Source organism: Aeromonas sp. BIGb0405, from assembly GCF_024807335.1.
GTDB lineage: Bacteria > Pseudomonadota > Gammaproteobacteria > Enterobacterales > Aeromonadaceae > Aeromonas > Aeromonas rivuli.
Genome location: NZ_JANUEP010000015.1, coordinates 47,487 through 60,057, shown reverse-complemented (window position 1 = coordinate 60,057; position 12,571 = coordinate 47,487). Strand labels below are relative to the sequence as shown.

The following is a 12,571-nucleotide window of genomic DNA, read 5'->3' as shown; positions in this document are numbered from 1 at the left end:
TCTAAAGAGTAAAGATTTCGGGGTTATAGCTCAGCTGGGAGAGCGCTTGCATGGCATGCAAGAGGTCCGCGGTTCGATCCCGCGTAGCTCCACCACTATTTCGTAGTAAGGCAAACGGACACCAGAACCGATTGTCTAAAGAGTAAAGATTTCGGGGTTATAGCTCAGCTGGGAGAGCGCTTGCATGGCATGCAAGAGGTCCGCGGTTCGATCCCGCGTAGCTCCACCAATTTCTTGTTACAAGAAAGCTAAAGGCCACCGCATCGCGGTGGCCTTTTTGCTATGTGCATCCGCTCTTCGCTCCCCTTCCCGACATGAATTGTCGTCTCATCAATCATCGTATGGCGTCCTAGTCATGAGGTGGCTCACAGTTCCAGCGCATGATATCAGCGGTTTCGGGCATATCGGTGTCGATGCTTGTGCTGATAATCGTGTTAATTGCTAGCTGTTCGCGGCATGTTGGCTACTTTTTCTGCGTTTTTTGTATTCCGCCCAAACATATTTTCCTTTGTGAATGAAGATTGAGCATTTGCGGGCGACTTCCTATACTCGGGCCGTTCCAGATGGAATCCAGGTAAAGAGCAAACCGGTTGAAAGACCGGGACGCAAAGCCTCCGGTCTACCGACTCCAGGGTCCAGGATAGCGGGGTTACCCAGGTAAGAGTCAGTGACGCGTCCATCGTCACTTGTCTTCTTCGTCGTACCTGTTGCGGTTGTGCTTTGCCTTGGTCAGCGTTTTGCCAAGACAAAAAACAAGGATGATAACAAGATGCAACAAGTCTTAAGACCAAGTCGGCTAGCCATGCTGGTCGCCCTCGCGTCCCTGCCCGGTTGGGCACTCGCGGCTTACCCCGCCTATCAGGCAGGCACCGCCTACAAGGCTGGCGACATCGTCAGCAACATCGGTAGCCTCTACCAATGCAAAGCATTCCCCTACTCCGGCTGGTGCAGCGGTGCCAGCTCTCACTACGCCCCGGGCACAGGTACTGTCTGGGCCGATGCCTGGACGCTGTATCAGGATACGACTCCCCCTGCACTGGACCTGACACTCTCTTCCCCGGCCGCGGGCAGCTCGGTGAGCGTGGGTGCAGAACTGGCTCTGGCCGTCAGCCTGGCCGGTAGCAGCAGCGCCGTGACCCAGGTGGTCTATCTGGTCGATGGCAGTCAGGTGGCTGCCGCGACCTCTGCCCCTTGGTCAGCCAGTTGGGCTGCCAGCGGAGTGGGCGCTCATCAAATCACGGCTCGCGCCCTGGACAAGGATGGCAAGAACCTGGATGAAGCTCAGGTCAGTGTGACGGTGACGGCCGTGGTTGCCCCCGAGGCACCCAAGGCCAGCATCACCAGCCCGGCCGCCGGGGCCAAACTCACCCTGGGTCGCGCCGTCACAGTGACCGGCAATGTCACCGATGCCAACAACGATGTGGCCAGGGTCGAGCTCTATGTGGATGGCAAGAAGGCGGGTGAGGACAGCAGTGCCCCCTGGCAGCTGAGCTGGACGCCGCAGACCAAGGGGAGCGCCGCGCTGACCCTGGTCGCCGTAGACAGCCAGAACCTGTCGGGGGAGTCCGCCCCGGTGTCGGTCAGTATCGAAGAGGCGGCCTTGCCGCCCACCGGTGGCAATCTCTCCTGCGACGTTCGCCAGATCTATCGCGCCGATGGCAGCGAGTGCATGGGGGATGACCATGGCCGCCGCGTCATCGGTTACTTCACCTCCTGGCGTACCGGCAAGAACGGTCTGCCTTCCTATCTGGTAAACGACATCCCCTGGGACAAGATCACCCACATCAACTATGCGTTCGCCGCCGTGGATGAGCAGAGTCACCTCATCAAGGTGGATGACGCCGCCACCAAGCTGACCTGGGAAGGGGTGCCGGGCGCCGAAATGGATCCGGAGTTTGCCTATCAGGGCCACTTCAACCTGCTCTCCAAGTACAAGAAACAGTATCCAGACGTGAAGACCTTGATCTCCGTGGGCGGCTGGGCCGATACCCGTGGTTTCTATGCCGCCACCACCAAGGGTGACTGCTCGGTCAATACCGCTGGCATCAATGCGCTGGCCAACTCGGCGGTGAGTTTCATTCGCCAGTACGGCTTCGATGGGGTGGATATCGATTACGAATATCCGACCTCCATGAAGGATGCGGGTAACCCCAATGATTTCCCGCTCTCCAATCTGTGTCGGGGCAAGCTGTTTGCGAACTATGAAGTGCTGATGAAGACGCTGCGTGAGCGGCTCGACAACGCGGGCACCGAAGACGATCGCAAGTACATGCTGACCATAGCGTCACCGGCGTCGGCCTATCTGCTGCGTGGCATGGAGAACTTCCAGGTCACCCAGTATCTGGATTACGTCAACCTGATGACCTATGACTTCCACGGTGCCTGGAACAACTTCGTGGCCCATAATGCCGCGCTGTTCGACAACAAGGCAGATCCGGAACTGGCCCAGTGGGGTGTCTATAACCAGGCTCAGTTCGGTGCCATCGGTTACCTGAACGCAGCCTGGGCGGCGCACTACTTCCGTGGTGCCATGGCGGCTGGCAAGATCAACGTGGGTGTTCCTTATTACACCCGTGGCTGGCAGGGGGTCACCGGTGGTACCCATGGTCTCAATGGCAAGGCAGCCTTGCCAAGCCAGAGCGACTGCCAACCGGGTACCGGGGGCAGCACCATCCCTTGTGGCAATGGCGCGGTCGGTATCGACAACATCTGGCACGATCTGGACAAGAACGGCAATGAGATAGGTGGCGGCGCCGTGCCCATGTGGCATGCCAAGAACCTGGAGCATGCGGCCAGCCTCGGCATCACTACCCTGCCCAGCTACGGCGCGGCTTGGGGGCTGGATGCCAATAACCCGGCGGACGTGATCCAGGGTCAGTACGTGCGTTACTACGATGACAAGGCCCATGCGCCCTGGCTGTGGAACGAAGAGAAGAAAGTGTTCCTCTCCACCGAAGATGAAGAGTCCATGGGTCACAAGCTGGACTACATCATCAAGCGCGGTCTGGGTGGCGTCATGTTCTGGGAGATGGCGGGGGATTATGATTTCGATCCCGCCAAGAACGAATATGTCATGGGCAGCACCCTCACCAGCCTGGCCTATGACAAGTTCGCCACGGCGAGCAAAGCTAGCCTGAAGCAGAACGATCTGCCGGCCCCGGCCGCTCAGCTCGACATCGCCGTCAGCCTGACTGGCTTCAAGGAGGGGGATTCCAACTATCCCATCAATCCGACCCTGAAGCTGACCAACAACTCCACCCAGACCATTCCGGGCGGCACCCGCATCGAGTTCCTGATGCCCACCTCCACTTCTGACACCATTACGGATCAGAGCGGTATGGGGCTGACAGTGGTCGAGAGCGGTGGCAACCAGAACTCCGACGGCATCGCCAATGAGAAGGACTTCCACAAGGTGGCCCTGACCCTGCCGGGCTGGAAGGCCTGGGCACCGGGGACGGATGTTGAAGTCGCCATGACCTATTACCTGCCGGCAGCCGGTGTGCCAAGTGGCGTGCGCCTCGTCAGCGGTAGCCAGACCATAGGCCTGAAGTCCGACTTCCCGGCCCTGGCCGAGGCGGTACTGGGCGGCGGCAGCAACCCTGGCCCGGGCGGCACGACCTGCAGCTCCCAGAGCGTCAATCCGGCGGCCTATCCGGCTTACCCGAGCTGGCCGCAAGGGGACCATGCCAATGGCAACGATCGCATGACCAATGGCAGTGCGGTCTGGCAGGCGAACTGGTGGACCAGCTCCGAGCCCAAGGCGGGTGATGGCAGCTGGAAGCTGGTTTGCAGCTACTGAGAGAGAGATTAACAATGCAAACGGGGCCTCTGGCCCCGTTTTTTTATCAAGAAAACCCCGGTGGCGGCCGACATAACATAGTAATGGCCATAGTACCGGGATCGGCGAGTCCCTATACTGGACCGCATTCGGATTGGGAGAGAAGGGCAATCATGGCGAGCATATTGGATTCAGTGGATCAACGTACCCAGCTGGTAGGGGAGAATCGCCTGGAGTTGCTGATGTTTCGACTCGGCTCCCGTCAGCTGTTTGCCATCAACGTGTTCAAGGTGCGCGAGGTGGTGAAACTGCCCCACCTGAACAAGATGCCTGGCTCTCATCACAACATCAGCGGCGTGGCCAATATCCGCGGTGTCTCCATCCCCGTCATCGATTTGCGCAGCGCCATCGGCATGCGCGGCCAAGCCCAGGAGGGAGAGGCCAACCTCATCATCACCGAATATAACCGTACCATTCAGGGTTTCCTGGTCGGCCAGGTGGCCAACATCGCCAATATGACCTGGAAGGACATATTGCCGCCGCCGCGCTCGGCGGGTCGCGCCAACTACCTCACCGCCATCACCCGCCTGCGGGAGGGCGATAGCGAGCAGATCGTCGAGATCATCGACGTGGAGAAGGTGCTGGCCGAGATCATCACCTACGACATCCGCATCTCCGACGCCGTGCTGGATAGAGAACTGCTGCCGCAGATGCAGGGGCGCAAGGTGTTGATCGTCGATGATTCCAGCACGGCCCGCAACCTGATCCGCGATACCCTGGCGCAACTCGGACTCGAAGTGATCGAATGTCAGGATGGCCTGCAGGCCTTGCGTTTGCTCAAGAGCTGGTGCGATGCGGGCAAGAGAGTGACCGACGAAATACTGCTGATGATCACCGATGCCGAGATGCCGGAGATGGATGGTTACCGCCTCACCCACGAGGTGCGCAGCGACCCGCGCATGCAGGATCTCTTCATCACCCTCAATACGTCGCTCAGCGGCAACTTCAACGAGGCCATGGTCAAGAAGGTCGGCTGTGACCGCTTCATTTCAAAGTTCCAGCCGGACCTGTTGGTGGGGGTCGCCCAGGAGCGGCTGCGTCAGTTGCTGGGTTGACAAACTATCGGGCTGGTTCAGCAACCAAAAAGGTCAGCATCTGCTGACCTTTTTGGTTCTACAAGAGCCTGTCAGTGAGTCAGCAAGGGCTCGACGAAGCGGGCCACCTTGTCGCGGATGAGCGGCTGTGCCTCGGCCTTGGGGTGGATGCCATCATTCAGCATGAGTTCAGGGCGAGTGGCAATATCATCGAGGAAGAAGGGCAGCAGTGGCCGCTCATTCTCCTTGGCAAGATCCGGGAATATGGTTTCGAACTGGCGCAGGTAACGGGCCCCGTAATTGGGGGGCAGCTGGATCTGGGTCAGGATGGTGTGGATCCCCTGCTGCTTGGCCATGGTCAACATCTTGGCCAGATTCTGGCGAGTGATGGCGGGCGGGAAACCGCGCAGGCCATCATTTCCCCCCAGCTCGATCAGCAGCCAGTCCGGCTTGTGCTCCTTGAGCAAGACAGGCAGTCTGGTGAGGGCCCCTTGCGTGGTCTCGCCGCTGATGCTGGCGTTGATCAACTGATGCTGGCCACCGGTTTGCTGCCACTGTTGCTGGAGCAGGGCAGGCCAGCTCTGCTCGGCCTGCATCTGATAACCGGCACTCAGGCTGTCGCCCAGCACCAACAGTGTCTGTGCCTGCAACTGGCCACAGGCCATCACCCACATTAAGGCGAACAGGATACGCGCCATGACTTCAACTCCCATCATTTCGATTAGCAACCTCGGCAAGTCTGTGCGCCTTGGCAGTGACAATCTGACCATCCTTGAGGGGATCTCGCTGCAAGTCAAGGCGGGGGAGACTCTGGCTCTGGTCGGTGCCTCAGGTTCGGGCAAGTCGACCCTGCTCGGCCTGCTGGCCGGATTGGATCTGCCCAGTAGCGGCGAGATCCGCATTCAGGGTCACTCCCTCGGCGAGCTGGATGAAGAGGGGCGCGCCCGCTTGCGTTCCGATCACATCGGCTTCGTATTCCAATCTTTCCTGCTGTTGCCGACCCTGAGCGCCCTGGAAAACGTCATGCTGCCTGCCGAGTTACGTGGCGAGCGCGATTGCGAACCCAGGGCCCGCGAGCTGTTGGCGGCGGTCGGCCTGAAAGACAGGCTGGATCACTTGCCCCCCAGGCTCTCTGGTGGCGAACAGCAGCGGGTCGCCATCGCGCGCGCCTTCATGACCAGACCCAGCCTGCTGCTGGCAGACGAGCCGACCGGCAACCTCGACAGCAAGACGGGGGATACCGTCATCGAGCTGCTGTTCGAACTCAACCGTACCCATGGCACCACCCTAGTGGTGGTCACCCATGATCTGGCTCTGGCTCAGCGTTGCCAGCGCCAACTGACCATGGCAAGTGGCCGCTTGCAGGGCAGCCCGGGTGAGGAGTCCCATGCTGATGACCGCGATGACCGCGATGACCGCGATGACCGCGATGACCGCGATGACCGCGATGACCGCGATGACCGCGATGAGCGCGATGACAGCAGCGCCGTGCGTGCCTGACGCTGGCCCCGGGATCCGGTTTTATGTCGATAGAGAGCAGTCATGACCCAGTTAACAGGATGTCAGCGCATGAGGAGATCGCAATGATGCGGTCAGGATGGCATGAGCGTCAGACAGTGAGGGAGCCTCAATAATGATGCATTTACGATTGGCGCTGCGTCTGCTGCGCCGGGAAGGGGCCAGTGGCGAGCTGCGCTGGTTCGTACTGGCGCTGGCGCTCTGCGTCGCCTGCGTGCTGAGTGTGGCCCTGGTCGCCGATCGGCTGGACGCTGGCCTCAAGGCCTCGGGTCGTGACTTTATCGCGGCAGACAGAGCCCTGGGCACGAGCCGGGCCCTGAGTCCCGATCTGCTGGCCAGGGCGCAGCAGGACAAGGTGGCGGTGCAAGCCACGGTCAGCTTCAACAGCATGCTGTTTCACGGCGAGGCGTTTCAGCTCGCCTCTATTCGTGCGGTACCGAGTGGTTTCCCCTTCTATGGCACCCTGGAGCTGACCCCTCAGCAAGCCCCCAAACCGGGCGAGATCTGGCTGTCGCCACGGCTGATGCAACTGCTCGATGCCAAGGTGGGGGAGGCGCTTGAGGTGGGCAATACCCATCTCAAGGTGGCGGGCCTGCTTGGCCGTGAGCCGGATCAGGGATTTAGCCCCTTCCTGCTCGCGCCGCGTGCCTTGATCCACAGTGATGACATAGGGGCAACCGGCGCCTTGCTGCCCGGCAGCCGTCAGCAGTGGCGCTACCTGTTTCAGGGCTCGCGGGCCGACATCAGCCGCTTCGAAGCCTGGATAAAACCCAAGCTGGTGACGGGGCAGAAGTGGGTCACCCCGGATGACAAAGGCTCACAGGTGGGGCGCTCCCTGGCCAATGCCGAGCGTTTCTTCCGGCTCGCGTCCCTGGCGGGGGTCTTGCTCGGTGCCCTGGCCATGGGCATAGCCGTGCGGCATTTTGCCGAACGCCAGACCAGCATGGTGGCCCTGCTCAAGACACTTGGGGCTTCGAGAGGGACCCTGTGGCGCCTGATGGGCACCCTGCTGCTCTGCCTCACCCTGGTGGGCGCTCTGCTTGGCCTGGTGGCGGGCAGCGCCATGCAGTGGCTCACTCTGCATCTGCTCGGTGGCCTCTTGCCTGCGGATCTGCCGCCCCCCTCCTGGCGTCCATTCGCCCTGGGGGTGGCCGTGGCGCTCTTTATCACCCTGTTGCTCGCCTTCATCCCCTTCTTGCGCCTGCTCAAGGTGCCACCGCTGCGGGTCCTGCGTCGTGAGCTGTCGGCGAGCGTCCCCCCCTGGTTGGCGCTGCCGGTGGGTCTGCTCGGTCTGTTCGCCCTGGTGTGGGGCTTCACCGCCGAGCTGGGCTTGTCCCTGGGGCTGGTCGCGGGCATGGGGCTGCTGATGGGATTGCTGGCCGTGATGGCAGCGGGCCTGCTCAGGCTCGGCGGCCGCCTCCAGGGGCCCCACGCCTTGCGTCTGGCCCTGGCGCATCTCTCCAGGGAGCGAGGTGCCGGTCTGTTCCAGCTGGCGGGGTTCGCCCTTGCACTCATGTTATTTGGCTTGCTGTGGGCGGCCCGGGTCGATCTGCTCGACGACTTTTCCGCCCGCTTGCCCGCCGATGCGCCCAATCGCTTCCTGGTCAACATCAGCAGCGAGGAGCGCATTCCCATACTCGCAGCTCTCGGCGAAGCGGGTGCCGTCACCTCGGACTTCTACCCCATGGTGCGTGGCCGCCTGACCAGCATTGCCGGCGACCTCATCGGGCCCAATGGCCGGGAGGGAATCGACAGGGAACTCAACTTCACCAGCACGGCGCAGTTGCCTGCCGATAACCGCATCACCCAGGGGCGCTGGCTGGCGGGCAAAGGCGAGGTCTCTGTAGATGATGAAGTAGCCGGGCGGCTGGGCATCAAGCTGGGCGACACACTGGGCTTCAACATCGAGGGGCGCGAGTTCGAGGCGAGCGTCACCAGCCTGCGCCATATCAAGTGGGACAACATGCGTCCCAACTTCTACATGATCTTCTCGCCGGATCTGCTGACTGACTTCTCGCCGACCTGGCTTGGCAGCTATCGGTTGCCAAGCAGCGGCAAGGGCGCCGAAGTGGCGCTCATACGTCAGTACCCTACCGTCTCCCTCATCGATGTGGATGATCTGATCGCCCGGCTGACCCAGGTCTCCCAACAGGTGAGCCGGGCCCTGGCCTTGATGCTGGGGCTGGTGACGGTGGCGGCCCTGCTGGTGTTGCTGACCCAGACCCAGGCCAGCATGGCGAGCCGACGCAGGGAGCTGCTGCTGATGCGCACCCTGGGGGCGAGCAGTGAGCTGCTGCAGCGCATGTTGCGTTGGGAGCTGGTGGCGACGGGCCTGCTGGCGGGATTGTGCGGGGCGGCCGTGGTGGAGATCTGTTCCCTGGCTCTGCAACTGCTCTGGTTTGAAGGGCAGTGGCAGTTCCACTGGTTCATCTGGCTGGGCTTGCCTGTGCTGGGTGCCTTGCTGGTCACCCTGGCCGGACAGGGGATGCAGCGCCAGTTGCTGGCGGGCACCCTGAGCGATCGACTACGGGGCCTGGGCCAGGGGCTGCTCTAAGGGCCCACCCAAGTAGATACCGGAGAAAAAGAAAAAACGCTTCATCCGCCGGGATGAAGCGTTTTTATTTGAGGATCTCTGGTTACGGGCTCGATGGGGGGCGTTCCAGCAGATTGCAAAGCGCCTGGGGCAGGGCCGGGAAGCTGAAATGAAAGCCTGCGTCCTGCAGCCGTTTCGGCAGGACTCTTTGCCCGGTGAGCAGCAGGTCGGCGGCCTCGCCCATCATGAGCTGCAGCGACCAGGCGGGAATGCGCATCAGGTGGGGGCGCTTCAACGACTTGGCCAGTTGCTGGCTAAACTCCCGGTTGCTGACCGGGGTGGGTGCCGTGCCGTTATAGATGCCTTGGCAATCGTCATGCTCGAGCAGAAACAGCCAGGCGCGCACCAGATCTTGAATGTGGATCCAGGAGACTACCTGCTGCCCTTCACCCATGGGGCCGCCGAGCCCGACCCTGTAGGGCGGCAGCATCTTGGGCAGGGCGCCGCCATCTAGCCCCAGCACCAGGCCAATGCGCAAGATGCAGACCCGGGTCTGTTCACTGCTGGCCGCCAGGGCCAGGGATTCCCACCGGTTGCAGAGCTGATGGGTGAACTCGAGACTGGGGTGATCGCACCCCTCATCCAGTGGCTTGTCATCCTGGCGGCCGTACCAGCCGATGGCAGATGCGCTAAGCAATGCCTTGGGGGGGGTGGTGGAGAGCTTGATGAGATCGACCAGCTGTTCGGTCAGCAGCCAGCGGCTATCGCACAGTTGTTGCTTGCGAACCGGGTTCCAGCGCCCCTGAGCGATGGGCTCCCCCGCGAGGTTGATCACCACATCGATGTCGTTGAGATGGTCGAGCCGGTCCAGGGAGTCAATCAGCTGCACATCGTGGCCGAGCAGTTGATACGCATGGCTCCCCTGACGGCTCAATACCACCACCTGATGCTGTACTTTAAGGTGGGCGACTAACTTGCGGCCGATAAAACCTGTCCCCCCCGTGATCAGTATCTTCATCTCGTCTTCCCCTCTCTGTCTGGCTCTACTCTAGTGAGTCGGCAAGGGATGAACAAGCCATGAGCATGAGGCAAGGTACACCAAGAGGCACCATCTGCATCTGTTGTTTTCTTTCAAATGATCCAGAAACTATCCACAAAAGCTGTGGAAAAGTCTGTAGATTAGCGGTGTGTCTAGCGTTAGTTAGTTGATCTTAAAAGAGTATTTCATTCTGATCTCAACTGGAGTGCAATTGCTCAACCCCCTGGCGCGAATGTGAGTGTTCGCTCAGGCGCTGCGCCACTATTGGCGAAGGCTCTAGGCGCTGGGGCGAGATCTGACCGGATCCGGATTTGATCTGGGGGATCAACATAATGCCCGCCAGCCATAAAAAAACCCGCCAGGAGGCGGGTTTTTGCAAGATGGCAGAGCGGGGCTATTACTCGGCCTCTGCCTGGGCTGCCTGAATACCGGTCAGGGCGATGGTGTAGACGATGTCATCCACCAGGGCGCCACGGGACAGGTCATTGACCGGCTTGCGCATGCCTTGCAGCATGGGGCCGATGGAGACCAGCTCGGCGGAGCGCTGTACCGCCTTGTAGGTGGTGTTGCCGGTGTTCAGATCCGGGAACACGAACACTGTGGCTTTACCCGCAACCGGTGAGTTCGGTGCCTTGGACTTGGCCACGTTCTCCATGATGGCCGCGTCGTACTGCAGCGGGCCGTCGATGATGAGGTCCGGGCGCTTGGCCTTGGCCAGCAGGGTCGCTTCACGCACTTTCTCTACGTCCGCGCCGGCGCCAGAGGTACCGGTGGAGTAGGAGATCATGGCGACGCGCGGCTCGATGCCGAAAGCGGCAGCGGAGTCGGCGGACTGGATGGCAATCTCGGCCAGCTGTTCGGCGCTCGGATCCGGGTTGATGGCGCAGTCACCGTATACCAGCACCTGATCAGGCAGCAGCATGAAGAAGATGGAGGAGATCAGCGACGAACCCGGGGCAGTCTTGATGATCTGCATCGGCGGACGAATGGTGTTGGCGGTGGTGTGCACGGCGCCGGAAACCAGACCGTCCACTTCGCCACGCTCCAGCATCATGGTGCCCAGCACCACGTTGTCTTCCAGCTGTTCGCGGGCGACCACTTCGGTCATGCCTTTGTTCTTGCGCAGCTCGACCAGACGCGGCACATAGCGCTCGCGCACTTCCAGCGGGTCGATGATCTCGACGCGATCGGTCAGCACCACACCCTGCTGTTCGGCGACGCGGCGGATCTCTTCCGGGTTGCCCAGCAGCACCGGACGGGCGATGCCACGCTCGGCACAGATGGCGGCAGCCTTGATGGTGCGCGGCTCTTCCCCTTCCGGCAGCACGACGCGCTTGTTGGCCTGACGGGCCAGCTCGGTCAGCTGATAACGGAACGCAGGCGGGCTCAGACGACGAGAACGGGTGGACTTGGCAGAGAGAGACTCTATCCAGTGCTTGTCGATGTGGCCAGCCACATAGTCCTGCACCAGTTCGATCCGCTCGCGGTCATCTTCCGGGATGTCGACGTTGAAGTTCTGCAGGCTGACCGCGGTCTGCCAGGTGTTGGTGCCGGTGATCATGATCGGCAGGCCGGTGGCCATGGCCTGTTGGCACAGGGCCATCACTTGCGGTTCCGGGTGATAGTTGCCGGTCAGCAGCAGGGCACCGAGCTTGACGCCATTCATGGCGGCCAGACAGGCGGAGACGATGACGTCCGAGCGATCGCCGGAGGCAACCAGCAGGCTGCCCGGACGGAAGTGCTCAACCATGTTGTGGATGGAGCGGGCACAGAAGGTCACGGTCTGCAGACGACGGCTGTCCAGTTCACCCTTGTGCAGGATCTTGGCGGCCAGGTGCTTGGAGAGATCCTTGGCGCGCGGGGCGATCAGCTGGGTGTTCCAGGGGATGCAACCCAGGATGCGCAGCGGGCTCTTGCCAAACACCTGCAGCACTTCCAGGTTATGGGCGGCATCTGTGGTGTGGTGATGGGCCTCGAACATCTCGGTGAGATCGGGGCGAGTCACGCCGTGCTCGTCCACCGGTGCGCCCACCTTGTTGATCACGCAGCCGACGATGCGGGGGTTGTTGACGCCACCGAAGTTGGAGCAGGCCAGCTCGATACGCTCTTTGAGCTTCTGGCTGGAGTCATGACCCGGGTGGGTGACGAATACCATGTCGGCGTCCAGCGCCTTGGCCACGTCATAGTTGAGCTTGTTGGCAAACGGCTGTTTGTCGGTGGGCACCATGCCCTCGACCACCACCACTTCGGCGCCGCTGGCTTTCACGTGCTCTTCGAAGCGAGCCACAATCTCTTCCAGCAAGATATCGGTGTTGCTGGTGGTGATCATGTTCTCGGCGTAGGAGAGGGCGAAGGGCTCGGGCGGGTTGATGTTGGCAGCTGCGCGGATCACGGCGGTGGAGCGCTCGGCTCCAATCTCGCCCGGACGCGGCTGGGCAACCGGTTTGAAGAAGCTGACATTGACACCGTGACGTTCCATGGCGCGAACCACGCCAAGACTCACGGAAGTTACGCCGACACCAGTGCCGACCGGGATGAGCATAATAGTGCGTGCCACTTATTACCCCTTGTTCATTTTTTGGGATCAGGAAAAGGCCGCCCTGGGGCGG

General features: G+C 61.3%; 6 protein-coding genes, 2 tRNA genes, 1 pseudogene and 1 riboswitch. Of the genes and pseudogenes, 6 read left to right on the top strand and 3 right to left on the bottom strand.

Features of this window, described 5'->3' with window-relative positions; genetic code table 11:
* Positions 1–19: 19 nt before the first annotated feature.
* The 4 genes from M2366_RS18940 (at position 20) to M2366_RS18925 (ending at position 4,893) form a co-directional block, all read left to right on the top strand.
* Positions 20–95, top strand: a tRNA-Ala gene (locus M2366_RS18940).
* A 58-nt stretch (positions 96–153) separates the two neighbouring features.
* Positions 154–229, top strand: a tRNA-Ala gene (locus tag M2366_RS18935).
* Between the two features lie 341 nt (positions 230–570).
* Positions 571–657, top strand: a riboswitch (cyclic di-GMP riboswitch).
* A gap of 112 nt (positions 658–769) precedes the next feature.
* Entirely contained in the window at positions 770–3,799 is a 3,030-nt protein-coding gene (locus M2366_RS18930; protein WP_404972812.1) for a glycosyl hydrolase family 18 protein, read from the top strand.
* A 152-nt stretch (positions 3,800–3,951) separates the two neighbouring features.
* Positions 3,952–4,893 (top strand): chemotaxis protein CheV, encoded by a 942-nt coding sequence (locus tag M2366_RS18925; RefSeq protein ID WP_042040342.1) that lies wholly within the window; start codon positions 3,952–3,954, stop codon positions 4,891–4,893.
* A 71-nt stretch (positions 4,894–4,964) separates the two neighbouring features.
* Here M2366_RS18925 and M2366_RS18920 read toward each other — a convergent pair whose 3' ends face one another.
* A complete protein-coding gene (locus tag M2366_RS18920; protein ID WP_259238005.1) occupies positions 4,965–5,570 on the bottom strand; it encodes an arylesterase in 606 nt (201 codons plus the stop codon).
* On the opposite strand from M2366_RS18920, the pseudogene M2366_RS18915 reads away from it, so the two are divergent.
* Both M2366_RS18915 and M2366_RS18910 read left to right on the top strand, forming a co-directional pair.
* Positions 5,569–6,237 (top strand): annotated as a pseudogene (locus M2366_RS18915) (ABC transporter ATP-binding protein); the annotation flags it as partial. The gene M2366_RS18920 and the pseudogene M2366_RS18915 overlap by 2 nt on opposite strands.
* Before the next feature lie 268 nt (positions 6,238–6,505).
* The gene (locus M2366_RS18910) at positions 6,506–8,944 is read left to right on the top strand and encodes an ABC transporter permease (protein ID WP_259270404.1); all 2,439 of its coding nucleotides are present in this window, start codon (positions 6,506–6,508) and stop codon (positions 8,942–8,944) included.
* Positions 8,945–9,026: 82 nt separating this feature from the next.
* On the opposite strand, the gene M2366_RS18905 is transcribed toward M2366_RS18910, so the two are convergent.
* Both M2366_RS18905 and pta read right to left on the bottom strand, forming a co-directional pair.
* Entirely contained in the window at positions 9,027–9,941 is a 915-nt protein-coding gene (locus M2366_RS18905) for a TIGR01777 family oxidoreductase (protein WP_259270403.1), read from the bottom strand.
* 418 nt (positions 9,942–10,359) lie between these two features.
* Positions 10,360–12,519, bottom strand: coding sequence for a phosphate acetyltransferase (gene pta, locus M2366_RS18900; RefSeq protein ID WP_042040337.1), 2,160 nt, complete (start codon positions 12,517–12,519; stop codon positions 10,360–10,362).
* Positions 12,520–12,571: the final 52 nt, after the last annotated feature.